General features: G+C 69.3%; 22 protein-coding genes. 4 read left to right on the top strand and 18 right to left on the bottom strand.

Features of this window, described 5'->3' with window-relative positions; all coding sequences use genetic code 11:
* Positions 1-5 precede the first annotated feature (5 nt).
* From ACFY1H_RS11875 to ddaH, 7 genes are all read right to left on the bottom strand, one after another.
* The gene (locus tag ACFY1H_RS11875) at positions 6-1,715 is read right to left on the bottom strand and encodes a Wzz/FepE/Etk N-terminal domain-containing protein (protein ID WP_386946287.1); all 1,710 of its coding nucleotides are present in this window, start codon (positions 1,713-1,715) and stop codon (positions 6-8) included.
* A complete protein-coding gene (locus ACFY1H_RS11870; protein ID WP_386946286.1) occupies positions 1,712-3,061 on the bottom strand; it encodes an exopolysaccharide biosynthesis protein in 1,350 nt (449 codons plus the stop codon). Before ACFY1H_RS11870 ends, ACFY1H_RS11875 begins: the two co-directional genes overlap by 4 nt.
* Before the next feature lie 143 nt (positions 3,062-3,204).
* Entirely contained in the window at positions 3,205-4,392 is a 1,188-nt protein-coding gene (locus ACFY1H_RS11865; protein WP_366589187.1) for a glycosyltransferase family 4 protein, read from the bottom strand.
* Positions 4,382-5,713: a nucleotide sugar dehydrogenase gene (locus tag ACFY1H_RS11860; protein WP_386946284.1), complete on the bottom strand. Its 1,332-nt coding sequence runs from the start codon at positions 5,711-5,713 to the stop codon at positions 4,382-4,384. The genes ACFY1H_RS11865 and ACFY1H_RS11860 overlap by 11 nt, the downstream gene beginning before the upstream one ends.
* Before the next feature lie 247 nt (positions 5,714-5,960).
* Positions 5,961-6,677: a glycoside hydrolase family 75 protein gene (locus tag ACFY1H_RS11855; RefSeq protein ID WP_386946282.1), complete on the bottom strand. Its 717-nt coding sequence runs from the start codon at positions 6,675-6,677 to the stop codon at positions 5,961-5,963.
* A gap of 511 nt (positions 6,678-7,188) precedes the next feature.
* Positions 7,189-7,836, bottom strand: coding sequence for a polysaccharide deacetylase family protein (locus ACFY1H_RS11850; protein ID WP_386946280.1), 648 nt, complete (start codon positions 7,834-7,836; stop codon positions 7,189-7,191).
* A gap of 87 nt (positions 7,837-7,923) precedes the next feature.
* Positions 7,924-8,766: a dimethylargininase gene (gene ddaH / locus ACFY1H_RS11845; protein WP_386946278.1), complete on the bottom strand. Its 843-nt coding sequence runs from the start codon at positions 8,764-8,766 to the stop codon at positions 7,924-7,926.
* A 74-nt stretch (positions 8,767-8,840) separates the two neighbouring features.
* Here ddaH and ACFY1H_RS11840 point away from each other — a divergent pair, with 74 nt between their 5' ends.
* The 3 genes from ACFY1H_RS11840 (at position 8,841) to ACFY1H_RS11830 (ending at position 12,691) form a co-directional block, all read left to right on the top strand.
* Positions 8,841-9,287 carry an Lrp/AsnC family transcriptional regulator gene (locus ACFY1H_RS11840; protein WP_220245995.1) on the top strand — a complete coding sequence of 149 codons (447 nt, stop codon included), beginning with the start codon at positions 8,841-8,843 and terminating at the stop codon, positions 9,285-9,287.
* 393 nt (positions 9,288-9,680) lie between these two features.
* Complete coding sequence (locus tag ACFY1H_RS11835) at positions 9,681-11,630, top strand: 2-oxoacid:acceptor oxidoreductase subunit alpha (RefSeq protein ID WP_386946276.1); 1,950 nt, start codon at positions 9,681-9,683, stop codon at positions 11,628-11,630.
* Positions 11,627-12,691: a 2-oxoacid:ferredoxin oxidoreductase subunit beta gene (locus tag ACFY1H_RS11830; protein ID WP_366589171.1), complete on the top strand. Its 1,065-nt coding sequence runs from the start codon at positions 11,627-11,629 to the stop codon at positions 12,689-12,691. Before ACFY1H_RS11835 ends, ACFY1H_RS11830 begins: the two co-directional genes overlap by 4 nt.
* Positions 12,692-12,762: 71 nt before the next feature.
* Here ACFY1H_RS11830 and ACFY1H_RS11825 read toward each other — a convergent pair whose 3' ends face one another.
* Both ACFY1H_RS11825 and ACFY1H_RS11820 read right to left on the bottom strand, forming a co-directional pair.
* Positions 12,763-14,052: a hypothetical protein gene (locus ACFY1H_RS11825; protein WP_366589169.1), complete on the bottom strand. Its 1,290-nt coding sequence runs from the start codon at positions 14,050-14,052 to the stop codon at positions 12,763-12,765.
* A 14-nt stretch (positions 14,053-14,066) separates the two neighbouring features.
* Complete coding sequence (locus ACFY1H_RS11820) at positions 14,067-15,116, bottom strand: polyprenyl synthetase family protein (RefSeq protein ID WP_366589217.1); 1,050 nt, start codon at positions 15,114-15,116, stop codon at positions 14,067-14,069.
* A 290-nt stretch (positions 15,117-15,406) separates the two neighbouring features.
* Here ACFY1H_RS11820 and ACFY1H_RS11815 point away from each other — a divergent pair, with 290 nt between their 5' ends.
* Positions 15,407-16,057 carry a hypothetical protein gene (locus ACFY1H_RS11815; RefSeq protein ID WP_386946273.1) on the top strand — a complete coding sequence of 217 codons (651 nt, stop codon included), beginning with the start codon at positions 15,407-15,409 and terminating at the stop codon, positions 16,055-16,057.
* Between the two features lie 21 nt (positions 16,058-16,078).
* Here the strand turns inward: ACFY1H_RS11815 and ACFY1H_RS11810 are convergent, their stop codons facing one another.
* The 9 genes from ACFY1H_RS11810 to nuoH all read right to left on the bottom strand — a co-directional run bounded on the left by ACFY1H_RS11810 (position 16,079) and on the right by nuoH (position 26,148).
* A complete protein-coding gene (locus ACFY1H_RS11810; RefSeq protein WP_366589165.1) occupies positions 16,079-16,789 on the bottom strand; it encodes an HNH endonuclease in 711 nt (236 codons plus the stop codon).
* Positions 16,786-17,865 (bottom strand): AAA family ATPase, encoded by a 1,080-nt coding sequence (locus ACFY1H_RS11805; protein ID WP_386946271.1) that lies wholly within the window; start codon positions 17,863-17,865, stop codon positions 16,786-16,788. Before ACFY1H_RS11805 ends, ACFY1H_RS11810 begins: the two co-directional genes overlap by 4 nt.
* 155 nt (positions 17,866-18,020) lie before the next feature.
* Positions 18,021-19,595 carry an NADH-quinone oxidoreductase subunit NuoN gene (nuoN, locus tag ACFY1H_RS11800; RefSeq protein ID WP_366589215.1) on the bottom strand — a complete coding sequence of 525 codons (1,575 nt, stop codon included), beginning with the start codon at positions 19,593-19,595 and terminating at the stop codon, positions 18,021-18,023.
* A gap of 18 nt (positions 19,596-19,613) precedes the next feature.
* On the bottom strand, positions 19,614-21,164 hold the full coding sequence (locus tag ACFY1H_RS11795) for an NADH-quinone oxidoreductase subunit M (RefSeq protein WP_386946269.1): 1,551 nt from the start codon (positions 21,162-21,164) through the stop codon (positions 19,614-19,616).
* 1 nt (position 21,165) lies between these two features.
* Positions 21,166-23,073 carry an NADH-quinone oxidoreductase subunit L gene (nuoL, locus tag ACFY1H_RS11790; protein ID WP_364045043.1) on the bottom strand — a complete coding sequence of 636 codons (1,908 nt, stop codon included), beginning with the start codon at positions 23,071-23,073 and terminating at the stop codon, positions 21,166-21,168.
* 10 nt (positions 23,074-23,083) lie between these two features.
* Complete coding sequence (gene nuoK, locus ACFY1H_RS11785) at positions 23,084-23,383, bottom strand: NADH-quinone oxidoreductase subunit NuoK (protein WP_360597685.1); 300 nt, start codon at positions 23,381-23,383, stop codon at positions 23,084-23,086.
* A complete protein-coding gene (locus ACFY1H_RS11780) occupies positions 23,380-24,255 on the bottom strand; it encodes an NADH-quinone oxidoreductase subunit J (RefSeq protein ID WP_386946267.1) in 876 nt (291 codons plus the stop codon). Before ACFY1H_RS11780 ends, nuoK begins: the two co-directional genes overlap by 4 nt.
* Positions 24,252-24,833, bottom strand: coding sequence for an NADH-quinone oxidoreductase subunit NuoI (gene nuoI, locus ACFY1H_RS11775; RefSeq protein ID WP_366589154.1), 582 nt, complete (start codon positions 24,831-24,833; stop codon positions 24,252-24,254). Before nuoI ends, ACFY1H_RS11780 begins: the two co-directional genes overlap by 4 nt.
* The gene (gene nuoH / locus ACFY1H_RS11770; protein ID WP_366589213.1) at positions 24,820-26,148 is read right to left on the bottom strand and encodes an NADH-quinone oxidoreductase subunit NuoH; all 1,329 of its coding nucleotides are present in this window, start codon (positions 26,146-26,148) and stop codon (positions 24,820-24,822) included. Before nuoH ends, nuoI begins: the two co-directional genes overlap by 14 nt.
* Positions 26,149-26,158: the final 10 nt, after the last annotated feature.

Genomic DNA, 26,158 nt, shown 5'->3' with positions numbered 1-26,158 from the left:
CCTCTCTAGCTTTCCGGACCGGACTGGACGGGCGCGAACTTCTTGGTCGGCATCTCGGAGTTGCCGGGCTCGGACTTGCGCTGTTCCGGCGCGCGCTCTTCGGGCTTGCGCGGCACAGGGCTCAGCCGACGCGTCGGCGCTTCGAGGTGGTCCTTCTTCTCGGCCGGCATGACCGGATTGACGACCGAAGCCTCGACAGTCGTCTCGCTGTCATGCTCCACCGGCCAGTCGATCGGCTTCTCCGGCTCCTGCTCGACGAACTTCCGCGGCGGCTTCTCGATCTGCTTGGCCGCGACGACGGACGCACGCCCGCGCAACGCGGTGTGCAGCCCGTCCCACAACGTCCCGTCGGTCTGGTCCTTCGGGTCCGGATCGACGAGCACCACGCCCAGGATCGGGATGCCGCAGTCGGCGAGCTGCCGGGCCACCGTGTGCAGCCACAGTGTGTTCGCGTGGCCCGAGCGCACCACCAGCACCGTCTCCGTGCCGAGATATTCCAGGTCCGTCCACGCCGTGCCCGGCGCGACCGTGCCGACACCGAGCCGGTAGACCGCGCGCTTGATCGACGGGTCCCCGACCTCGACCACCTTCACGTCGCCGGCCACGGTCAGCCGTTTCGCGTCGTGGCGCGGCAGGTCGTCGATCACCACGACCGGCCCGTCCTCGGCCAGCTCCGCCGCCATGTCCACCGCGAGTCCGGCGGCCACGCCGGGCGCGCCGAGCTCCAGCAACGACAGCGGCCCACGTTCGGCCCGGGCCGCCCGCACGAGCGTCACGGCCACGCGCTTGCGTTCGACCACCGGCTTCGACTTGGCCCACAACCGCTTCGGGCCGCGCAGCTTCGACGGCAGCTGCGCGATCACCGACGCACCGAGGTGCTCGGAGACCTCGCGCCGCAGCACCGGCCGGTCGCGCACGAGCGCGGTGACCATCGCCAGGGCCAGCCCGAGGGCGAGCCCCAGTGCGAAGCCGATGGCGCCGTTGGTGGCGGCCGTCTTGAGGAACGACACCTTCTGGATCGCCGGCGCGTCCACGATCTGCGTGCCCGCGGCCACCTGCGGAGTGCCGATGCCCGCCTGCTGCGCCTGGTTCTGCAGGTCGGCGATCTTCGACACGAGGTCCGCGCGCTGCGTGTACAGCTGCTCCAGCGTGCCCGCGTTGGCCCGGTTGCCCTTGTCCGCTTCGGCGGCGGCCTGCGCGTCGATCTGCGCCAGCTGCTGCTGTGCCTGGGTGCGCTGATCGGTCAGCGCCTTGGCCTGCGCGGTCGCCGCTGCCTGGTTGCGTTGCACGTGGTCGGCGATGAAGGCGTCGGCCAGCGCCTTGGCCTTGGCGACGGCGTCGTCCTTGGTCTTGGCCGTCACCGTCACCTGCATGACGTTGTTGGTCAGGCCGAGGCCGGTGTAGTCCTTCAGGAAGTCTTCGGTCGTCTCGGTGCTGTGCACCTTCTGCAGTGCGGCCGACGCGATCTTCGCGGTCTCCAGCACGGCAACGTCGGTGCGCATCAGCGTGCCGCTGTCGGTCGGCGAGTCGTCCGGGTGGATCACGATGATCTTGGTGACCGCGGTCGGCGGGGCCGGCAGCAGCACGGCCACCGCACCGCCGAGCACGAGGCCCAGCAACGCGAAGGTGACCCACAGCCGGCGGTGCCGGCGCACGGCGACGACGAGCCGCTGGAAGTCGATCAGCGGCGGCGAGGAATTCTGCGAACCGGTCACGACGAACCTGCCATCACGTCACGGTCCACCGGGACCTGGGGTGGATCCGCCGAGGCGGGGTCTCTGCGTGGTTTCCCGGTGACGCGGACCTGACGCGTGAGCACGGCGCCGAGCACCTCGTGGCCCGCGTCGGCGCACGCCTCGGCGATCGTCACGAGCTCCCACGCGCTGCGGCTGCCGACCGAAAGCACCACCAGCACGCCTGCGGTGCCGTCGGGCACGGTCGGCTGCGCGCCGGAGCCCACGGTGACCTCCGTGATCGTCAGCTCCACCCGCACGCGCTCGGTTTCGGCGACCTTCGCGAACTGCGCCGCGGCGCGCCGGGCCGCGCTGTCGCCGGCGGCGACGAGCACGAGCAGCCGCAGCACGCCGTCGCGGTCGGTGCCCAGCCGGGCGAACACCCGGCGGTAGCGCACCTCGCGGCTGGCCGCGTCGGCCGAAGCCGGCACCTCCGGCAGGTTCCACGGCTTGTCGCTGCCCGTGATCCGGCGCAGCACACCCCGGAACCCGCCGACGCTCTCGTGCTCACCGGTCTCCGGCACGTCGACGCTCGCCAGCACCGGCGCACCCAGCGCCGAGCCGATCTCCGTCTCGCTGCGCGGACGGCGGTCGCTGCGCGCGCCGAAGAGGTAGCTGAGCAGGCCGATGAGGAAGAACAGGATCGCGCCGCCGCCGGCGAGCTGCGGCAACGTGGGCGCGGCGGCGGAGGTCGGCTTCTCCGACGGCCCCATCACGACCATGTTCCCGGCGCCCGTGGCCGCGTCGGCCGCGTCGAGGTTGTTCATCGCCTGCTCCAGCGAGGTGCGCAGGCCCTGCAGCTCCGTGCGGACCTGCACGCCCTCCACCGTCTGGCCGTCGGACACCGAACGGGACAGGTCGAGGATGCGCTGGTTGGTCTGCGCCACCTGCTGGCGCAGCGCCTCGCGCTGCTCCTGTGCGAGCTGCGCCGACGAGCCGGCCGAGTTGGACAGCAGCTGCGTGGAGTACTTCACGAACTCCTGCGCCACCTGATCGGCCAGCTGCTGCGCGTGCGCCGGGGTGTCGCTGCTCGCGGTGATCGCCACGACGTTGCCTTGCGCCACCGAGGCCGTGACCTTCTTCTGGAGGTCCGGACCGCTGTCCCGCATGCCGAGCGCCGCGGCCGCGCGGTCCAGGACCACCGAGCTGGTGGCCACCTGGGCCTGCGTCAGCAGCTCGTCGGCCTGGCGCGGGCCCTGCAGCAGCACGCTCGCCGTGGTCTCGTACCCGGGCGAAAGCACGACCGAAGCCCCCGCACCGACGCCCGCCCCCACGACCACCAGGATCAGCAGCGCCCGCCAGCGTCTGCGCAGAACCTGCCCCACCATCGAAAGTCGTACCGTGTCGTCACTCAAAACCGGGGTCTCCCCTCCGAAAGTGGCGTACCGGTCACTGACCCCGTCGTCGTGCTGGAGGCGTTGGTTACACCGAACGCACGAACCTTGTTCAAACCGCGATCAAGCACAGGAGCTCAGCGCACAGCCCGCTCATACGCCGCGAGCAGCGCTTTCTGCGAGTTCTCCCAGGCCAGCGGCCCACTGACCCGCGCCTTGCCGAGTTCGCCCATCCGGACGCGCATCTGCGGGTCGTCGAGCAGCACGGCGACGAGCTTCGCGAACTCGGTCACGTCGTTGGCCGGCGCGTAGAGCGCGGCTTCCCCCGCGGACACGCGGGCCTCACGCAGCTCGAACGAGACGATGGGCTTGCTCATCGCCATGTACTCCATGATCTTGTTCATGGTCGACACGTCATTGAGCGGATTCAGCGGGTCGGGCGAAAGGCACACGTCGGCCGCGGACAGGTAGCGCAGCAGGTCGGCGTCGGACACGCGGCCGGTGAACTCGACCTGGTTTTCCAGGCCCAGTTCCTTCGACAGCGCCACCACGTCGTCGAACGCGTCGCCGGCACCCACGAACACGGCGTGCCAGTCGTCGCGGCCGATCTCGTCGCGCAGGGAAGCCAGCGCGCGCAACGCGTAGTCCACGCCGTCCTGCGGCCCCATCACGCCGAGGTAGCAGAGCAGGTGCGGTTTGCCGCGTTTGAGCTCCGGTTCCGCCGGCACCTCGTGGAAGCGCTCGACCACGGGCGCGCTGCGGACCACGAACACGTCCTCGGGCCGCTTGCCGCCGCGGATGAGGGCGACCTGGCGGTAGCTCTCGTTTGTCGCGATCACGACGTCGGCCGCGCGGTAGGTGGAGCGTTCGAGCGCGCAGACGCCGCGGTAGAGCAGGTCCTGGCCGCGGTCGAAGCGCGAGAGGTACAGCTCCGGCACGAGGTCGTGCTGGTCGAAGATGAACTTCGCGCCCTGGCGCTTGAGCATCCGCGCCACGAGGAACAGCAGGTCCGGCGGGTTGCAGGCGTGGACCACGTCGACCGGGCCGACCTTGCGGGCCAGCCGGAACGTGTGCCAGACGGCGGAGCCGTACTCCTGCACGTAGCCCGCGGGGCCGCCGGTCGCGGCCTTGAGCGGGTAGCGGTGGATGTGCACGTCGTCGATGACGGCTTCGGGTTCGGTGTCGCGTTTCGTGCCCTGCGGGCAGATCACGTGCACCTCCCAGCCGGCGTCGCGCAGCGTCTGGCACTCCTGCCACACGCGGCGGTCGAACGGGACCGAGAGGTTCTCGACCAGGATCAGGGCTTTTTTCTTGTCACCAGGCAAGGCCGACGTATCCCTCTTCGGCCCGGCGCACCTCGGCGTCGGGGAGGCGGACGAGGTCGACGAGCGTCTGCTCGCCGCCGTGGGGAAGAGCGGCCAGCACGGCCGGGTCGGCGGTGCCGACGAGGCACACCTCGGCGTGCTCCAGCACCTCTTCGACCGAGCCCGCGAGCAGCTGTCCCAGGTGCGGCAGCCGGCTCTCGATGTACTCGCGGTTGGCGCCCATCAGGCGCGACAGGCTCACGTTGGCGTCGTAGATCTTGAGGTCGAAGCCCTTGCCCAGCAGACGCTCGGCCAGCTCGACGAGCGGGCTCTCGCGCAGGTCGTCCGTGCCCGGTTTGAACGAGAGGCCGAACAGGCCCACCTTGCGCTTGCCGGTGCGCGCGACGAGGTCGAACGCCCGCTGCAGGTGATCTTCGTTCGACGGCAGCACGTGCTCGAGGATCGGCACCGACACGTCGGCGCGGCGCGCGGCGTAGACCAGTCCGCGCAGGTCCTTCGGCAGGCACGAACCACCGAACGCGAAGCCCGGGCGCAGGTACGCGGGGCTCACGTTGAGCTTGCGGTCGGCGAGGAAGACGTCCATCACCTTGTGCGAATCGAGCCCGAGGGCGCGGCACACGGCGCCGAGCTCGTTGGCGAAGCCGATCTTCAAGCCGTGGAAGGCGTTGTCGGCGTACTTGGTCATCTCCGCGACCGGGATCGGCACGCGGAAGACGTCGCCGGGCAGGCCCGTGTAGAGCTCGGCCACGATGTCGCCGCTGGCGCTGTCGAGCTCGCCGATCACGGTCTTGGGCGGGTCGAAGAAGTCGCGCACGCTGGTGCCCTCGCGCAGGAACTCCGGGTTCACCGCCACACCGAAGTCGACGCCCGCGGTGCGGCCGCTGGACTTCTCCAGGATCGGCACGAGCAGGTCGAGGCAGGTGCCCGGCAGCATCGTGCTGCGGAAGACGACCGTGTGCCGGCGCTCTTTGGATGTCACAGCCTTGTGCGCCAACGCTTCGCCGATCTCGTCGGCCACGCGTTCGAGGTACTCGGTGGAGAGGCTGCCGTTGGGCGCCGAAGGCGTGCCCACGCAGACCAGCGACACGTCGGTCGCCGCCACCGCCTCGGCCACGTCGGTGGTCGCGCGCAGCGCCCCCGACGCCACCACCTCGGCCGTCAGCTCACCGATGCGTTCCTCGACCACCGGCGCCTTGCCGCGCGTCACCAGGTCGACCTTCACCGGGTTCACGTCGACCCCGACGACCTCGTGCCCGTTCCCCGCCAGACAGGCCGCGGACACACACCCCACGTACCCCAGCCCGAAGACACTGATCCTCACGCTTGAACCTCCGCCCGCATTCGCTGATCCCTTGGTCGGCGCGCGGACGCAGTTCGTTACCCGTTCAGGCCAGTGGAGAAATGGCAACCGGATTTGCGTATCGATTTTGCGCTGTTTCGGCAGTGTTTCAGCTCGGCGTAGTGGTCTCGACAACATTTCCCGTTGCCGTAGCGCCATTTCGGCCAAGAAGCGACGAAGCGCCGAGGAAGCTCGACAAAGCTTCCCCGGCGCCCGTTGTGCCGTCAGTTCAGTTGTTGTTCACGAACGTGCTCGCGAGACCCTGACCCGTGCTCGTGGCCGTGCCGTGGTTCTCGATCGGCGAGACCTTCGAGTTCTTGAAGCAGATGTAGGTCACGCCGGAGTCGGTACCACCGTTGGACGGGTCGGGGTTGATGCCGAGGTCCTTGGCCGTCGCGTACGAAGCCTCGCCGATGATCCCGGTCGGCCCGGTGTCACCGATGACGGTGTATTCGACTTTTCCGTTGTAGATCACCGCGCAACTGCCGCCACCCTTGAGCCCGGAAGAGCTGTAGTTCCACGTGCCGCTCGAACTCGGCACGACGATGTAAGGCAGCGTCGCGGCGTTCAGCGGCTTTCCGTCGCTCTGGTGGAACGCCGTGTCGCCCTGGAAACAGCAGTCGGTGTTCTCGTTGCACTGCGAAGTGCGCTGCCCGTCGCAGTCGATGTCCATGTCGGCCTTCCAGAACACGGCCCCGTTCGCGTCGCACACGGCGACGGTCTTGGACCCGGCGTCCTCGTCGGTCTTGTACTTGCCGTTCGAGATCTGGTTGCAGCTGTTGGTCTTCGCCAGCAACTGCGCCGCCGTCGGCCCGGCCGCCGGCGCCGCGGCGACCTGCGCGTGGTCCGGCCCCGCCGGCCCGGCCGACGCCGACGCCGACGCCACCGCCGCCGGCATCACCGCGGCGGCGACCGCCATGGCTGCGAACAGGATCAGCTTCCTCATCGAGGCTCCCTGTCAGTCAAGAGACGTTAGTTAGGAAAGTTTCCTTACTGATTGCGGCGTAGCGCACAGGATGCCCCCGGACGCACACGGTGACAAGACTTCGCCCGTCAGTGGTTTTCCCACCGGTTGCAGACATTTGACGAAACCGCTGGTACAACCACAAAACCGTTCACGAACTCCGAAAACCGAAGTCCCGAACACCGGCACACACCAACCGCAGCGAACGCCACCCACCACCGCACGCCGACAACGCAGCAGCCCCCACCGCCCGCCCACCGCAGCGAACGCCACGCACCCGCCGCAGCGGACCCCCACCCACTAACGCAAGCCGACAACGCAACGCACCCCCAGCACCCAGCCCCCGCCCGGCACCCCGATCCGAAGCCTCCCTGCGGCCGCCGACCCCGTGTCAAGGCACGCTTTCCCGCCTTGACACGGGGTCAGCGGCCGTCAGCACACTCCAGCTTCGGGGTGCTCCCCCAACGCGAGCCGCCCTGCGAGGACCGAAACCTCAGAAGTCCAGCAACCCCGTCAGCCGACCAGGCCACCGCCCATACCGCCCCACCAACACACCCTCAGCCCACTTCCGATCAAGGTCATGGCGCACCTCAACCCGATGCTGCAACCACTCCCCACCCCGAACCCCCGAACCCCCGGGCCCCGACCCGGCATACACCCGCGTCGCCCCAGCAGCTCGCAACCGCCCCAGCACCCGCCGATCCACCCGGCGCCCGGACAGCGAGTACCGGCACACCGCCCGCCCACTCAGCTCCCCCAGCAACCGCGGCGCCGCATCGAGCTCCCGCCGCAGCACGCGTTCCTCGAAGCGCCGCGCACCGAACCGATCCCAGCCGTGCGAGCCGACGTCCATCCCGGCGGCAACCAGCGAACGCAACCCGGCCCGGTCCACGAACCCCCGCGACCCGACCCGGCCGGCGAGCGGGAAGAACTCCCCGCGCAGCCCACGCTCCACCAACCGCGGCAACGCGACCTCGACATCCGAGACGTTCCCGTCGTCGAAGGTCAACCGTGATTCAGGGCACTTCGCGACGAGGTCCAGCAAGGTCTCGAACTGCTCCACCGTGATCCAGCGCTCGTCTTCGCCCGGATCGAGCGCGCGCTGGGGCCTGCCGATGCCGTGCACGGTGAAGTTGACCATCGCACCTCGTCCCGGTTCGGAGCGTCGGACCTCCTGTTCTCGATTAATCGACTTGGCAAATGGAGTAGTTACACTATCTACACAAAGTTATTTGCGAATCTCCAAAGTGCAGCACTTCGGCCCGCCGCCGGCCTTCCGCAGTTCGGAAATATCCAGGTAGACGGGCTCGTAGCCCCGCTCGGCCAGCTGCGCGCCCAGTCCGACGGCCTCCAGCGGCAGCACGACGTTGCGTCCGTCGGAGACGCCGTTGAGGCCGAAGCACTCGGCGTCGGCCGCCGTGGCTATTACGGCGTCGGGGAACAGGCGCCGCAGCACGCGCTGCGAGCCGGGTGAGAAGGCCTCCGGGTAGTAGGCGATCTGCGCAGCCGTCGTGTCCGTCGCTTCAGTGAGGACGAACAGCGCCGTGTCGAGGTGGTAGTAACGCGGGTCGACGAGGCTCAGCGACACCACGGGCACGCCGAGCACCTCCTGCGCCTCCGCGTGCGCGGCCGGGTCGGTGCGGAAGCCGGTGCCGGCGAGCAGCAGCTTGCCCGTCCAGGCGAAGTCACCCTCGGCTTCGTTGATCCGCTCGGGCATGGTCAGGTCGCGGTAGCCGTGCTCCACGAACCAGCGGCGGAAGTGCTCGGCCTCGGCCGCGCGCTGCGGCGCCCGGAAGCGCGAGCCGAGCACTCGCCCGTCCACGACGGTGCCCGAGTTCGCGGCGAACACCATGTCGGGCAGGCCGGGCTGCGGCTCGATCTCCTCGACCGTGTGGCCGAGACGGCGGTAGGTGTCGCGCAGCCCGGTCCACTGCGCCACCGCGACGTCGGCGCTGACCGGCTGCGTCGGGTCCATCCACGGGTTGATCACGTAGTCCACCGCGAAGAACCGCGGCGGGCACATCAGGTAACGGCGGGTGGTGGGCACTCGCTGCACAGACTCTGCCTGCATGATTGAAGGGTAAGGTCGACCTAACCGCGCAATCAATCGCTGTTCGCTGCGCACATACCTGCTAAACATTGCGTGTGAACACCATCGACCAGCGAATCGTTTCCTGCCTGGTGGCCAACGCGCGGTCCAGCTACGCCGAGATCGGCAAAGTCGTCGGGCTGTCCGCCCCGGCGGTCAAGCGCCGCGTCGACCGGCTACTGGAGACGGGCGTGCTGCGCGGCTTCACGGCGGTCGTCGACCCGGAGGCGCTCGGCTGGGGCACCGAGGCCTTCGTGGAGGTGCACTGCCAGGGCAACGTCACGCCCGCCCGCATCCGCGCGCGGCTCGAACCACTGCCGGAGGTCGTGGCCGCCTACACCGTCTCGGGCGCGGCCGACGCGATCGTGCACCTGCGCGCCGCCGACATCCACCACCTCGAGACGGCGCTCGAACGGCTGCGCGGGCTGGAGATCATCGACCGCACCGTTTCGACCGTCGTCCTGTCGCGGCTGCTGGAACGCCCGCCGAACCCGCAGAGCTGACCGGTTGGACCGGACAACCGGCCCGGGCTTCATCGGGAACTCGAATGAACTTATCCACATGCCGGGACACGGATGCGGGACCAGTCCATTCGGTGGCATCGTCCATGCCACAGACCGGGAAATCCGGTTTGTGTGGCCCATCGGTGGGAGACGTGCGTCACTGCGGTTCCCCCGGAAATCCCGTTACCATCGGTTACAGGTAACAAAGGGCGCCCGCCGCCGGTGACGGGATGAAGGCCTCCACTCCGGGTACCCCACACTTCGGGAACTCCCGAGTCCTCGACGAGTAACCTCGGGGGAGGCCTGGTGATCCAGCCGACATCGCCGGGCGGGCGTTTCCCCGGGGGCCGACCCGGGGTCGCAGCACGTCGGGAGAGAGGGATTCCCTGACCCATGAGCACGAGTGCGAACGGCGGTCCGGGAAGCACGGCGGCCGGCAACGGTCACAGCAGCGCTTCCCTGACCAGCTCGAGGTCGACCGAAGTCAGCAAGCTGGACCGGGTGGTCATCCGGTTCGCCGGTGACTCGGGCGACGGCATGCAGCTGACGGGCGACCGGTTCACGTCCGAGGCCGCGGCCTTCGGCAACGACCTGTCGACGATGCCGAACTTCCCCGCCGAGATCCGCGCACCACAAGGCACGATCCCGGGTGTCTCGTCGTTCCAGGTGCACTTCGCCGACTACGACATCCTCACGCCCGGCGACCGGCCCGACGTGCTGGTGGCCATGAACCCCGCGGCGCTGAAGGCGAACCTGCGTGACGTCCCGCAGGGCGGCACGATCATCCTCAACACCGACGAGTTCTCCAAGCGCAACCTCGTGAAGGTCGGGTACGACAACGACCCGCTCGACGACGAGACGCTGTCGGCCTTCCAGGTCCACCGGGTCGCCATGTCGACCCTGACCCAAGGCGCGCTCGCCGACACCGGCCTCGGCAAGAAGGACGCCGAGCGGTGCAAGAACATGTTCGCGCTCGGGCTGCTGTCGTGGATGTACCACCGGCCGACCGAGGGCACGGAGCGGTTCCTGCGCGAGAAGTTCGCCAAGAAGCCGAACATCGCCGAGGCCAACATCCTGGCCTTCCGCGCGGGCTGGAACTACGGCGAGACCACCGAGTCGTTCGCGACGACGTTCGAGGTGGCGCCGGCGAAGCTCGACCAGGGCACCTACCGGCAGATCACCGGCAACACGGCGCTCGCGTACGGGATCGTGGCGGCCGGGCAGCAGTCCGGGCTGCAGATCCTGCTGGGCACCTACCCGATCACCCCGGCGTCGGACATCCTCCACGAGCTGTCCAAGCACAAGAACTTCGGCATCATCACCTTCCAGGCCGAGGACGAGATCGCCGGCATCGGCGCGGCGCTGGGCGCCTCGTACGGCGGTGCGCTGGGCGTGACCTCGACGTCCGGCCCGGGCATCGCGCTGAAGTCGGAGACCATCGGGCTCGGCGTGATGACGGAGCTGCCGCTCGTGGTCATCGACGTGCAGCGCGGTGGTCCGTCCACCGGCCTGCCGACGAAGACCGAGCAGGCCGACCTGCTGCAGGCGATGTTCGGCCGCAACGGCGAGTCGCCCGTGCCGATCATCGCGCCACTGTCGCCCGCCGACTGCTTCGACGCGGCGCTGGAGGCCACGCGGATCGCGCTGAAGTACCGCACGCCGGTGCTGCTGCTGTCCGACGGCGCGATCGCCAACGGCTCCGAGCCCTGGCTCGTCCCCGACGTCGAGGACCTGCCCGACCTTCGCGTCGAGTTCGCCACGGAACCCAACTCCGACAACGACTCCGGCGAGTTCTGGCCCTACGTGCGCGACCCGGAGACGCTCGCGCGCGAGTGGGCCGTGCCGGGCACGCCGGGGCTGCAGCACCGCATCGGCGGCCTCGAGAAGGCCGACCGGACCGGGCACATCTCCTACGAACCCGACAACCACGACAAGATGGTGCGGCTGCGCCAGGCCAAGATCGACGGCATCGACGTGCCCGACCTGGTGGTCGACGACCCGTCGGGCGGCAAGGCGCGCGTGCTCGCGCTCGGCTGGGGCTCGTCCTACGGCCCGATCGGCGCGGCCTGCCGGCGCGTGCGCAAGCTGGGCATGCCGATCGCGCAGGCGCACCTGCGTCACCTCAACCCGCTGCCCGCGAACCTGGGCGACGTGCTCCGGGCCTACGACAAGGTCGTGGTGCCGGAGATGAACCTGGGCCAGCTCGCGCTGCTGCTGCGCGGGAAGTTCCTGGTCGACGTGCACTCGTACACCAAGGTGGCGGGGCTGCCGTTCAAGGCCGAAGAGCTGCAGAACGTGTTCGCCGACATCATCACCAGCACCGTTCCGGAGGGCGTCAAGTGACCGCCATCGACCTCGGACTGCCGCAGCTCGGTGGTCTGGACCTCGTCCCCACCACCGACGAACCGCAGAAGGCCAAGGACTACAAGTCGGACCAGGAAGTGCGCTGGTGCCCCGGCTGTGGTGACTACGTGGTGCTCAACGCCGTGCAGTCGTTCCTGCCGACGCTGGGCCTCAAGCGCGAGAACATCGTGTTCATCTCGGGCATCGGCTGCTCGTCGCGCTTCCCGTACTACCTCAACACCTACGGCATGCACTCGATCCACGGCCGCGCGCCGTCGATCGCGACCGGCCTGGCCACCACGCGCCCGGACCTGTCGGTGTGGGTCGTCACCGGCGACGGCGACGCGCTGTCCATCGGCGGCAACCACCTGATCCACGCGCTGCGCCGCAACGTGAACATCAAGATCCTGCTGTTCAACAACCGGATCTACGGCCTGACCAAGGGCCAGTACTCGCCGACGTCGGGCCAGGGCATGGTCACCAAGTCGACCCCGATGGGTTCGGTGGACACGCCGTTCAACCCGTTGTCGCTGGCGATCGGCGCCGAGGCGTCGTTCGTGGGCCGCGCGCTGGACTCCGACCGCAAGGGCCTCACCGAGGTCCTGGAGGCGGCGGCCCGCCACCGCGGCTCGGCGATCGTCGAGATCTACCAGAACTGCCCCATCTTCAACGACGGCGCCTTCGACGTCCTGAAGGACAAGGACGAGGCCGCGTCCCGGCTCATCCCGCTGAAGGCGGGCGAGCCGATGCGCTTCGGCGCCGAGGGCGAGTTCGGCGTCCGCCGCGGCGAGTGGGGTGGCCTGGACATCGCCAAGGTGAGCGACATCGGCGAGGACAACGTGGTCGTCCACGACCCGACCATCGCCGACACGTCGTACGCCTTCGCGCTGACCCGCCTGGGCGACCAGAATCTGACGCACGTCCCGACGGGCATCCTGCGCCAGGTCGAACGCCCCACCTACGACGACGGCGCCCGGGCCCAGGTGGAAGAGGCCCGCGCGGCCCGCAAGCCCGACCTGCAGGGCCTCCTGCGCGGCAAGGACACCTGGACGGTGGTTTAAAGTCTCCGAGTTTGACCAAAAGGCCGCTGCCCACAACGGGGCAGCGGCCTTTTTGGTCTGTCTACAACGGATTAGCTCAAGGGCCTGAAGCCGACGCGCTCGGCGTCAGCGGAAGTCCTGAACCACACTTCGGCGACCATGCGCGGGAACTGCGGCGATTCCTCGGTGCAGTACCGCAAAGCCGTGACGCTGGCCTTGACCGTGAAGGCGTCCGACGGGCGGCCGCCGCCGGGGCGGGGCATGGCGGAGCCGGGGCCGAAGGGGCCGGGCGGCACGGAGTCCTCGCCGGTGTCGCGGGCCGGGGGTGGTTCCGGGGCGGCCATGGCGGCGACCTGGTTGGGCTGCACCGACGGCTCGAACAGCGAACCGCTGTGCGCGCCCGTGAGGTCCGGCTCGCGGCGTTCGACCGGGCGCATCGACGGCTGGATCGGCCGCGGCGGGTCGAAGCCGCCGCGCGGGGATTCGCGGGGCTGGCGCTTGGGCAGGCCGCCGGACTCCAGGGGTTCCTCTGTGGACTCTTCGGGCTCGTCGACTGCGGCCGCGGGCTGCGCCATGGCCGGCGTCAGGTGCTCAGTGGACTCCGGCTCGTCGAGGTAGTCGCCGCCCGGTGCGTCCTCGAACGGCGAGCGCTCCGGCAGTTCCTTCGAGAACCAGTCCGATTCGGACTGATCCGCCGCGGGCGCGGGCTGGAACAGCGACACCGGCTCGTCGGGCACGACGGGCGGGTCCAGCCGGCTCTCGAACGACGACGTGGTCTCGAACGGTTCGAGCTTGCTCTCGAACGGTTCCACCGCGCGGTGGTAGCCGCTGCCGTGGTCCTCGTCCTCGAGTTCTACCGCGTGGTGGTACCCGCTGTCCGGCTCGCGCGAGACCGGGCTGAGGTACTCCGTCGCGGCCGCGCGGTAAACGTCGCCACTGTCCACGGAGGACGCCAGGGCCGGCTCGTCCGCTTCGGGCGAAGCGCCCGGCTCCGGCGCGGTGCGGTATTCGGCGTCGTACTCCTCCTCCGGGTCGAACCCGGCGGGCGGCGCCGCGGCGATCAGCTCGGTCGGCGCGTGCTCGCGCTCGTCGCGCGTCCACGCCGGCTCGCTGTCCGGCTCCGCGAGATCGGACGTGAACCCCAGCGGTTCCGAAGCCACGGGCGCGTCGACCGGCGGCAGCACCGACGTCCGGCCCGACGCGGCGGCCAGCGCGGCCGCATTGGCCGGGGTGCGCGCGTTCTCGGCGTGCGCCGACGCCAGCGCGTCTTCCAGCTCACGAATGCGCTTGCGCGCCGGCAACACGAGGACCAACCAGGCCACGAGCGCGCCGACGAAGAACGCCAGCAGGCTCCACAGCCAGACTTGTCCGAAAATGGACATCTTCTCTGCCCCTTTTAATGCGTCCGCGCGACCAGGTAGTCGGCCACCGATTCGCAAGCGTCTCGCGCAGGGGAAGCGGGCAGCGCTGCGAGCTCGGCACGTGCCCGGGAAGCGTAGTCGGAAAGGGTGACGCGCGCGCGTTCGAGTCCACTCGAGCGGCGCAGCAGCTCGAGGGCCTCGGCGACCACCTCGTCCTCGGCGATCGGGCCGGCCAGCAGCTCCACGAGCCGCGGGTCGGTGTCCGGGTCGGCCAGCGCGTAGAGCATGGGCAGCGTGCGCACGCCTTCGCGCAGGTCCGTGCCCTGCGCCTTGCCGAGCTCGTCGGACGGCGACGCGATGTCGATGATGTCGTCAGAGATCTGGAACGCCGTGCCGATGATGTCGCCGAACCGGCGCAGCGCCTGGATGTACTCCTCGGGGGCGCCGGACATCATGCCGCCGAAGCGCCCCGACGTCGCGATCAGCGAGCCGGTCTTCTGCGCGATGACGGTGAGGTAGTGCTCCACGGGGTCGTCGCCGGGGCCGGGGCCGACCGTCTCGCGCATCTGGCCGGTCACGAGCTCGCCGAACGTCTCGGCGATGATCCGCGCCGCGTCCGTGCCGAGGTCGGCCACCAGGCGCGAGGCGTGGGCGAAGAGGAAGTCGCCGGTCAGGATCGCGACGGTGTTGTCCCAGCGCGCGTTCACGCTCTCCGCGCCGCGCCGCATGGTCGCTTCGTCCATCACGTCGTCGTGGTACAGCGTCGCCAGGTGCACCAGCTCCACCGCGGCGGCCGCGATGAGCACGTGGTCACCCTGGCGCGGCCCGAACTGCGCCGACAGCAGCGTGAACAGGGGACGAAAACGTTTGCCCCCCGCCTCGACCAGGTGCAACGCCGCGTCGTGCACCGCCTGCACATCGCTCTTCACGACGTCCCGCAGCATCGCCTCGACGTCCGCCAGCCCGCCGGCGATCGCCCTCAGCAGCTTCTCGTCCTCGATCTGCAGCCCGACGGTCGCGCGCAGGTCCTCGACAGCGCCATCCCGTGCAGCGGCGGCTCCCGCCCCCGGGGGTGGTGAAGACACAGACACGTCGGCTCCGCTCTCTCATGCGCCGGTCGGGTTATCCGGCTTTCAGAGTAGTGGCTACCCCTGGTACGCCGTTTACCCGCTGTCCAGGGGAAACGGTGACGAACATGACACCGGAGGGCAACCCCGTCCCAGAAGTCAAGGCCGAGCCCCGAACGGGTTGATCCCCCGGCACGGACGAGTGATCAACGCCCGGCAGCGCAACGGGCGAAACGGGCGCGCGGATATTCACTCAGTGGGAGTTCGCCGGCGCGGTCCGTGCGGCTTGAGTGCAGGGAGGTCAGGACATGCTGAAGAACGTGAAGACGGGGCTCGTCGCGGCGGTGGTGATGGCGGGGAGCGTGGTGGCCGGAGGCGTGGCCCACGCGGAGACACCCGCGGGCGTGGCCGATCTCGGTGAAGCGAGCTTCACCAAGGGCTCGACGACGGTGACGGTGCCGACGCTGGCGCCGTGCGCGGTGGAGGGGCCGACGAGCGCGTCGGCGGGCTCGCTGAGCAAGACGGGCCTGAGCTGGGGCGGCGGCACTTCGTCCTGCACGACGACGGTGGTCGATCCCGACAACGACACCACCAGCACCAAGTCCACGGCCACCGGCAAGAACTTCGAGCTCTCGGCCCTCGTCAGCGCCGGCGGGCCGCGCATCCGGCTCTCGAGCTACACCGTCACGTGCGACGCCGTGCAGCGCCAGACCAGCGCCAACTGGACGTTCAGCGGCCTGGCCGGCATCACCGGCCTGCCCTCGCCCGTGCCGTCGGGCTACACGAAGCCGATCACGAAGTCGAACGGCACCGTGCTCGCCAACGCGGTGTTCAACACCCAGACCCTTCCTGGCGACGGCAGCATCAGCTTGACCATGCTGCGCATCGACTTCCTGCCCGCTTCGGGCATCTCCGGCAGCGTGACCGTGGGCCGCACGGCCTGCTCCCCCACGCCGTAATTTGGCCCCGGCTCCGCGGCGCTAAGCCAGCAGTTCAGCGCGCAGGTCGGCGTCGCGGAGCAGGTCGAGCAGGGACGCGTCCGAGAAGATCCGTGGCGCGCCCGGCAGCAGGGCCTGGCGGAGCATGGCGTGGAGGACGTCGGCGTGGGGCTGGTCGCGCAGGGTCCAGATGGCGCGGCGGCGGGTGTCGGCGTCGCCGTTCCACCAGTGGAACACCAGGGCCGCCACCTGGTCCACGGCGGCGGCGCGGCCGCGTTCCAGGAGGGGCCGGTTCAGGCCGCACACCTCGATCGTCGCGCGGCCCTTGTCCGTCAGAGCGCGATAGGTGCCGATGGACAGCACCAGGAACAGGTGGTCGAGCGGGTCCTCGGCGGTCGGGTCGATGAGCAGCGGCCGGCCGACGTCGTCCACCGGGAACCGGTCGCGTTTGTGGTGGCTGTTGCAGTACTCGCACGCCAGCAGGTGGTTGAGCCAGTCGAACGCCCGCCGTGGCGCCCGCGCCACCGGTTCGAAGTGGTCCACAGTGGACCCGAGACCGTCGCCGCAGTACATGCAGTAGCCGCGGCCCGAGGCCATCGCGGCGAGGTGCGTGCGGATCGAGCGGCGGGCGCCGCGGGCGGAAGTCCACAAGCGACGCGCGGTTTTGCTGTCGCCAGAAGGAATCCGCGAGGTGAGCCGCGCGAGCTCGAGAGCAACCACGGCGGGCAGCGCCACCCGGCGCAGCGCGATCACCGTTCGTCGAAGTGGCGCGTGACGTCGTCGACGCGGCTGGGCGGTGAGCTGCTGAGCCGGTCGCGCAGCTGCTCCCACTCGCGCACGCCGTCGGCGTCCGCCTGGCCGCTCGCCACGAGCATCTCCAGCTCGGCGAGGTGCTCCCGCAACTCCACGGCCCGCGGCGAGTACGGGGTATCGAGCCCGAACAGATCCGACAGCACCGCGTCATCACCGCTGCCGTAGACCACACGCTGGTACAGCTCGTCCGACACCACTCGCGGCGGCTCCTGCTCGTCCGGCCCCGGCAGGCGGATCAGGCCACCGGGATCGGCGGCCTGGCAGACATACGGGCTGTGCGTGCTCACCACGAACTGGATCCCCGGGAAATGCGCCTTCAGCCACGGCCCGATGCGCTTCTGCCACGACACGTGCAGGTGCGCGTCGACCTCGTCGATCAGCACCACGCCCGACGCGTCGACCCCCAGGCCCGCGTCCGCCAGCTGCCGCACCAGGTCCACGACCAGCGCCGTGACCGTGCGGTACCCGTCGCTCATCTCGCGCAGCGGGAAGCGTTCGCCGCGGTAGGACACCCACAGGCCGTCGGAGTCGACGTCGCGCACGCGGTAGCCGTCGGGCAGCAGGCCGTCGCCCAGCAGCGTCAGCACCGAGTCCTTCAGCTCCCGCGCGCCCGCTTTGCCCTCCAGCGCCCGCAGGTGCTGGTTGATCAGCCACGCCACGCCCTCGGCCAGCGAAGCGTCCTCGCTGAACAGGCTCGCCACCCGCGCGAACTCGCCGCGCATCAGCGACTGCGCCTCGGGCGCGCCCCCGGCCAGCCGCCGGAACGGGCCGTAGCCGGCACAGAACGCGGGCCCCTCGCCCACCACCTCGACGTCGATGGAGCTGCCCTCGGCGACCAGGCTCTCGGCGAACGGCGGCTGCACGAGAGCCTGCGCCAGCGCCCGCAGGAACGTCGTCTTGCCCGACCCGTTGCGCCCGGCCAGCACGGTCCAGCTCGGCCCCGGCAGCTTCAGGTCCACCGTGCGGGCACCACGGAACCCCAGGACGTCCGTGATCCGCACCCGCTCGATGTGCATGGTGAAAAGCTTATCTGTGTTTTTGGCGTCGGCTCCGCCGACGCGTGCGAGATCGCCTTTGAGCCGGCTCCTTCCCTCCTGATGTGGTCGGCCCGGGGGCCGACCACATCAGGAGGGAAGAAACCGGCGCGATCTCGCCCAGTGGTTCAGAAACCCTACGAAGCGAATCCGCCCGAACTGGCCCACGAGAGGGCGAACGAGGGCACCAGGCCCAGCACCAGCGTCACCACCACACCGAGCGTGATGGCCGCCGTGGTGAAGCCGCCCGGGATGGCGACGGTCGGGCCGTCGGCCGCCGGCTCGGAGAAGTACATCAGCACGATCACCCGCAGGTAGAAGAACGCGGCCACCGCGCTGAACACCAGCGCGATCACCACCAGCGGGGCCATGCCGTCGGACAGGGCCGCGGAGAACACCACGAACTTGCCCACGAACCCACTGGTCAACGGGATACCGGCCAACGCCAGCAGCAGGAACGTGAACACCCCGGCCAGCACCGGCGAGCGTTTCGCCAGCCCCGCCCAGGCGGACAGGTGCGTCGCCTCACCGCTGGCGTCGCGGACCAGGCTGATCACGCCGAACGCGGCGAGCGTGGTGAAGCCGTAGGCGAGCAGGTAGAACAGCGTGCTCGACAGGCCGTCCTCGGTCATCGCGATGGCGCCGACGAGCAGGAAGCCCGCGTGGGCGATCGAGGAGTACGCGATCATGCGCTTCACGTCGGTCTGCGTGAGGCCGAGGATCGCGCCGATCGCCATCGAGATGATCGCCACGGCCCACAGCACCCCGCGCCACTCCCAGCTCGTAGAAGAGAACGCCACCGACAGCACGCGCAGGATGGCGCCGAACGCGGCGACCTTCGTGCACGCCGCCATGAAGGCCGTGACCGGAGTCGGCGCGCCCTGGTAGACGTCCGGCGTCCAGGTGTGGAACGGGCCGACCGAGCCCTTGAACAGCAGACCCACCACGAGCAGGCCGAGGCCCGCGAACAGCAGCGTGTCGGAGCGGTCCGAGCCGGCCGCGGCGTTGGCGATGTCGGCGAGCTTCACGGAGTTCGCGTAGCCGTAGAGCAGCGCGAGGCCGTAGAGGAAAAACGCCGAGGAGAACGCGCCGAGCAGGAAGTACTTGACCGCCGACTCCTGCGAGATGAGCCGGCGCCGGCGGGCCAGGCCGCACATGAGGTACAGCGGGAGGCTCAGCACCTCGAGCGCGATGAACATCGTCAGCAGGTCGTTGGCCGCGGTGAAGGCCATCATGCCGCCGAGTGCGAAGAGCGTGAGCGGGAAGACCTCGGTCTGCGACGTCACCGTCCCGACCGCCTGCGCCCGGTCCTGCACGGTGCCGGGGCTGATCGCGGCCTGCGCCACGAACGCGCCGCCGGGCTCCACCTTGCGGTCGGCGATGAGGAACACCGCGCCGAGCCCCAGCAGGAGCAGCGTGCCCCACAGGAACAGCGACGGGCGGTCCACCGAGATCGCGCCGGCGAACGTGGTCACGCCCGCCTTCGGCGCCGTCTTGGTGGCGTACATGATCAGCGAGACCCCGGACGCGAGGATCGCGATCACGGTCACGAAGACCTGCGCGTACCAGCGAGAGGCCTTCGGCGCGAACGCCTCCACCAGCACGCTGACGCACGCGACGCCGAAGATGATCAGCAACGGCAGCACGGCCGCGTAGTCGACCGAAGGTGTCGCCACCTGGGTCGACGGAGCCTGGGAGAGAACAGGCTCAATGAGACTGTCGAGCACGGTTTACTTGCCTCCCTGCACGGCAGACAGCGTCGCCTGCACCGACGGGGTGATCGTGTCGAGCACCGGCTTGGGGTAGAAACCCAGGCCGATGATCAGGATGACCATCGGGGCCAGGATCGCGATCTCCCGCCCGCCGAGGTCCTTGATGGCCTTCTTGGCCCCGAGCTCCGGCGCGATCGCCGTGCCCGGGCCGCCGCCCACGCCGATGAGCGCGTCACCGCGCACCGGGCCCTGCATGATCCGCTGGTAGAGCCACAGCACGTAGGCCGCGGCGAGCACCATGCCGACCGTCGCGATGATCGTGTACACCGGCTGGGTCACGAACGAGCCGATGAGCACCAGGAACTCGCTCACGAACGAGTTGGTGCCCGGCAGCGACAGCGCCGAAAGGCCGGCGATCAGCAGCATCCCGCCGAGCAGCGGGGTCACCTTCGCCATGCCGCCGTAGTCGGAGATCCGCGTGGACCCGCCGCGCATCACGATCAGGCCGACCACCACGATGAGCATCCCGGTCGACAGGCTGTGGTTCAGCATGTACGAGACCGAGCCGATCATCGCCTGCTCGTTGAAGGCGAAGATGCCCAGCGAGATGAAGCCGAAGTGGGCGATCGAGACGTAGGCGATGAACCGCTTCATGTCGCTCTGCCCGGCCGCGAGGATCGAGCCGTAGATCACGCCGATCACCGAGAGCACCAGCACCAGTGGCGCCAGCGCCTTGCTCGCCTCGGGGAACATCGGCAGGCAGTAGCGCAGGAAGCCGAACGTGCCGACCTTGTCCAGCACACCCACCAGCAGCACCGCGACGCCGATCGGGGCCTGGCCCGCGGCGTCCGGGAGCCAGGTGTGGAACGGCACCAGTGGCGCCTTGATCGCGAAGGCGAGGAAGAAGCCGAGGAACAGCCAGATCTGCGTGCCCGTCGGCGCCTCGCGCACGACCGTGACCAGCGTGGCCCAGTCGAACGTGCCGTGGCCCAGCTTGTCGGCCGCCAGCGAGTACGCGCCGATCGCCGAGGCCAGCATGATCAGGCCGCCGAGGAACGAGTACAGGAAGAACTTCACGGCCGCGTACTGCCGGTTCGCGCCGCCGTAGCCGCCGATCAGGAAGTACATCGGGATCAGCATGATCTCGAACAGCACGTAGAAGAGGAACACGTCGGTCGCCGCGAAGACGCCGATCGTGATCGCCTCCTGCAGCAGGATCAGCGACAGGAACCCGCCGGCGCTGCGGCCGGCCGGGAGCTTGTCGGTGAGCCCGAGCGCGCCCACGACGATCGGCACCAGCAGCGCGATCACCGCGATCATGATCAGCGAGATGCCGTCGGTGCCGAACGAGATGTGGATGCCGAAGGTGGGGATCCAGTCCATCGAGGTGGCCTGCTGGATCCTCGCTCCCGAAGGCGAGTAGCTCGCCCAGAACGGGATGATCAGCAGGAACTCCACAATGGACACGACGAGCGCGGTCGCGATCGCGGCCCGGTCGTTCCCCTTGAGGAACGCCAGCACCAGCGAGCCGACCAGCGGCAGCAGGATGAGCGCCAGGAGCCAAGTCATGTCAGGAGAACCTCACCAGCAGAAGGGCCGCCAGAAGCAGGAACGTGCCGCCGAGCATGGACAGCGCGTACGACCGGACGAAACCGGTCTGCAGCCGCCTGAGCCGGCCGGACCCGCCGCCGAGGGCCGCGGCGAGGCCGTTGACCGCCCCGTCGACCCCGCGGTTGTCGACGTACACCAGCGCCCGCGCGAGCCAGGTGCCCGGACGGGCGACCAGCGTCTCGTTGAGGGCGTTGCCGTACAGGTCGTTGCGAGCCGCCCGGACGACCCAGGAGACGCGCTGCGGGCGCTCGACCGGGATGTCCCGGCCGGGGCGGAAGATCCAGACCGCGAGCAGTGCGCCGATCAGGGCGAGCGCGAGGGTCAGCCACGGGATCGCGGCGGCGGAGATCGGGGCGTGCTCGGCTTCGTGGTACGCGCCGACGGTCGGGGCCAGCCAGTTTTCGAACCGGTCGCCGATGGCGAAGAACGCACCGGAGCCGACCGAGCCGATTGCCAGGATCGCCATCGGGATCCACATGATCGGCTTGGACTCGTGCGGGTGGAAGTCGCGGCCGTCGGAGCTCTTGATCTCCTTCCAGCGCGACTTGCCGAAGAAGGTCATCATCATCAGGCGCGTCATGTAGAACGCGGTGAGCCCGGCGCCGATGATGCCCGCGAGGCCGAAGACCCAGCCGCGCCAGCCTTCCTGGCCGAACGCCGCCTCGATGATCGCGTCCTTCGTGTAGTAGCCCGCGAGGAACGGGAACCCGATCAGCGCGAGGTAACCGAGGCCGAAGGTGACGAAGGTGATCGGCATCTTCTTGGCCAGGCCGCCGAACTTGCGCATGTCGACCTCGTCGTTCATGCCGTGCATGACCGAACCGGCCCCGAGGAAGAGCCCGGCCTTGAAGAAGCCGTGGGCCACGAGGTGCATGATGCCCAGCGCGTAGATGCCCGGCCCGAGGCCGACCGCCAGCATCATGTAGCCGATCTGGCTGACGGTGGAGTAGGCGAGCACCTTCTTGATGTCGTCGTAGGCACAGCCGACGATGCACCCGATCAGCAGCGTGACCGCGCCGACGAGCGTGACCACCAGCCGGCCGTCCGGCGTCGCGGAGAAGATCACGTTGGAGCGGGCGACCAGGTAGACGCCGGCGGTGACCATCGTTGCCGCGTGGATCAGGGCCGAGACCGGGGTCGGGCCCTCCATCGCGTCGGGCAACCAGGCCTGCAGGGGGAACTGGCCCGACTTACCGCAGGCGCCCAGCAACAGCAGGATCGCGATCGCGGTGATCGCGGCCGGCGGGATCTGGCCGTTGGTCAGGCCGTCGAAGACCTGGGTGTAGCCGGTGGAGCCCGTGTACTTGAACATCAGGAAGATCGCCAGCGCGAGCCCGACGTCACCGACGCGGTTCATCAGGAACGCCTTCTTCGCGGCGGTGGCCGCGGACGGGCGGTTCTGGTACCAGCCGATGAGCAGGTAGGACGCGAGACCCACGCCTTCCCAGCCGAGGTACAGCGTCACGAAGCTGTTGCCCAGCACCAGGATCAGCATCGAGGCGACGAAGAGGTTCAGGTACGCGAAGAAGCGGTACCGGCCCTCGTCGTCGGCCATGTAGCCGATCGAGTAGAAGTGGATCAGCATGCCGACGCCGGTGATCAGCAGGACGAACGTCAGCGACAGCGCGTCGATGCGCAGCCCGAAGTCCACCTGCAGCTGACCCGCGGGGATCCACGAGTACAGGTTGACGTTCTCGGTCGCGTTGCCCGCCGTCGAGAAGAACAGGATCACGGCGTAGACGAAAGCCAGGACGACGGTGGCGGTGCCGAGCAGGTGCCCCCAGGCCTTCGCCCGTTTCCCGGCGAGCAGGAGGATCAGGGCTCCGAGGGCCGGAAGGGCCACCAGCAGCCACGATGATGCGGTCACACTAGCCCTCTCAGTACTTCAGCAGGTTGGTGTCGTCGACCGAGGCCGAGCGCCGGGTGCGGAAGATCGACATGATGATCGCCAGGCCGACCACGACTTCGGCGGCGGCCACCACCATCACGAAGAACGCCATCACCTGACCGTCGAGCCCGCCGTTGATGCGGGCGAACGTGACCAGGCTGAGGTTCACCGCGTTGAGCATCAGCTCGACGCACATGAACACGACGATCGCGTTGCGGCGGACCAGGACGCCCACGGCGCCGATGGAAAACAGCAACGCCGACAACAGCAGGTAGTAGCTCGGGGTCACTTTCCTTCCCCTTCTTCGTCGGTGCCCGCGGCAACGCTGTCGCCGCCGACCAGCGCGTGGGCGTCGGGCTTGGGGCCCTCGTCGGCGATGAGCTTGCGCTCGCGCATGAGCTGCAGCGCCGAGGTGGACTCGATGATCGCCGAGAGCGACTCCGGCGCGATCGAGCCGTCGGGCAGCAGGGCCGGCACCGCGACCGAGTTGGCCGTGGCGAACACGCCCGGGCCGGGCAGCGGCGACGGGCGGTCGTGCTCGCCGCGGAAGCGCAGCTTCACGAGCTCGCGCTGCGGGAGCTTGCCGCCCTTCTTGTGGCGGTCGGTGAACGCCAGCACCATCGCGCCGAGCGCGGCCGTGATGAGCAGCGCCGACGTGAGCTCGAACGGGAAGAGGTACTGCGTGAAGATGATCCGCCCGAGGCCGCCCGCGCCACCGCCGTTGGCGGCGTACGGGTCGAGCGACGGCGCCGGGGTCACGTTCACCATCGAGCGGAAGACGCCGGCGGCGATCAGCGCGGCGAGCCCGATGCCGAGGATCGTCGCGGCGAACCGCTGTCCGCGCAGGACCTCGACCACGGAGTCGGAGCTCTCGCGGCCGACCAGCATCAGCACGAACAGGAACAGCATCATGATCGCGCCGGTGTAGACGATGATCTGCGTGAACCCGAGGAACGGCGCCGACTGCGTCATGTAGAGCGCGCCCAGGCTCAGCATCGTGAGCACCAGCCACAGGGCCGAGTGCACGGCGTTGCGCGAGAAGATCATCCCGAGCGCGCCGAGCAGCGACAGCGGGCCGAGGATCCAGAACGCGATCGCCTCGCCCACCGACACCGAGGTCGACGCGGGGGGCGGCGCCTGCGCCAGAAGGGCCGTGATCATTGCTGGGCCTCCTGCTGCTGCGCCTTGGCCGCTGTGCCTGATGAGCTCTCAGCTGAGAAGCGTGCTTCGAGCTCGGGACCGTTGACGTAGTAGTCCTGCTCGTTGTCGCCGAGGCGCATCGGGTGCGGCGGCTGCTCCATGCCGGGCAGCAGCGGGGCGAGCAGGTCTTCCTTGGTGTAGATGAGGCGCTGGCGGTCGTCGTCGGCGAGCTCGTAGAAGTTGATCATCGTCAGGGACCGCGTGGGGCAGGCCTCGATGCACAGCCCGCAGCCGATGCAGCGCAGGTAGTTGATCTGGTAGTCCGCGCCGTATCGCTCACCCGGGGAGAAACGCGCTTCCTCGGTGTTGTTGCCGCCCTCGACGAAGATCGCGTCGGCCGGGCAGGCCCAGGCGCACAGCTCGCAGCCGACGCACTTCTCGAGCCCGTCCGGGTGGCGGTTGAGCTGGTGGCGGCCGTGGTACCGCGGCGCGGCCGGGGCGCCGGCCTCCGGGTACTCCTCGGTGGCGACCTTCTTGAACATCATCGCGAAGGTGACGCCGAAACCCTTGATGGGATTCAGGAAGTCAGTTGCCGCCATCTTCTGCCCCTTCCTGTGCTGCGGTGCCGACGGCCGCCGGCTTGCGCCGGGCCGCCCTCGCCTCCGCCTTGGCCAGCGCCTTCTGGCGCGGAGTGCTCTCGGGGACCTTCAGGTCCAGCGGCGGCACGGGGAACCCGCCGCCCGTGAGGTCGACGTAGTCGCCTTCCGGCAGCTTCTTGTTCGGCACCGCCAGGCTGATCAGCACGAGCACCACCAGCACGATGCCCACGCCGACGAGGATCTGCGGCCAGCTCCACTGGATGGTCTTGATCGCGACGACCACGAGGATCCAGACCAGGTTGATCGGCACCAGGACCTTCCAGCCCAGGCGCATGAACTGGTCGTAGCGCAGCCGCGGCAGCGTGCCGCGCAGCCAGATGAAGCCGAACAGCAGGATGAACGTCTTCGCGAAGAACCAGAGCATCGGCCACCAGTTCTGGTTCAGCGGCGAGTCGTCGCCGACGAACGGGAACCGCCAGCCGCCCAGGAACAGCGTGGTGCAGAACGCCGAGACGATCACCATGTTCACGTACTCGGCGAGGAAGAACATCGCGAACTTCATCGAGCTGTACTCGGTGTGGAAGCCGCCGACGAGCTCCGACTCGGCCTCGGGGAGGTCGAACGGCGCGCGGTTCGTCTCGCCGACCATCGAGATCACGTAGATCACGAAGCTCGGGATGAGCATGTAGAAGTACCAGCCGTGGGCCTGCTGCTCCACGATCTCCGACGTCTGCAGCGACCCGGAGTAGAGGATCACCGCGACGATCGAGAGACCCATCGCGATCTCGTAGGAGATCACCTGCGCCGCCGAGCGGAGACCGCCGAGCAGCGGGTACGGCGAGCCCGAGGACCAGCCGGCGAGCACGATGCCGTACACGCCGATCGACGAGCACGCCAGGATCACCAGCACGCCGACGGGCAGGTCGACCAGCTGCAGCGTGGTCGTCTGGCCGAAGATCGACACGACCGGGCCGAACGGGATGGCCGAGAGCGCGATCAGCGCCGGGACCGCGGCGAGCACCGGTGCGAGGAAGTACACCTTGCGGTCGGCCGTGTCCGGGATGATCTGCTCCTTGAACGGGAGCTTGATCGCATCGGCCAGCGACTGCAGGTACCCGCCAGGGCCCACGCGGTTGGGACCGGGCCGGTTCTGCATCCGGCCGACCGCCTTGCGCTCCCAGACGATCAGGAAGATCGTGAGGATCGGGCCGATGAGCAGGATGACCACGGCCTTGATGAGGACCAGCCACCACGGGTCGTCCGCGAGCAGGCGAGCGCGTTCTGCCGCGTCCGGCATCTGCGCCAGGAACGGCATGAGCTGCGGG

The sequence above is a fragment of the Amycolatopsis sp. NPDC001319 genome (assembly GCF_042896185.1).
Classification (GTDB): Bacteria; Actinomycetota; Actinomycetes; order Mycobacteriales; family Pseudonocardiaceae; genus Amycolatopsis.
The sequence above is the reverse complement of the archived record's forward strand: the minus strand, read 5'-3'. Positions and strand labels throughout refer to the sequence as shown.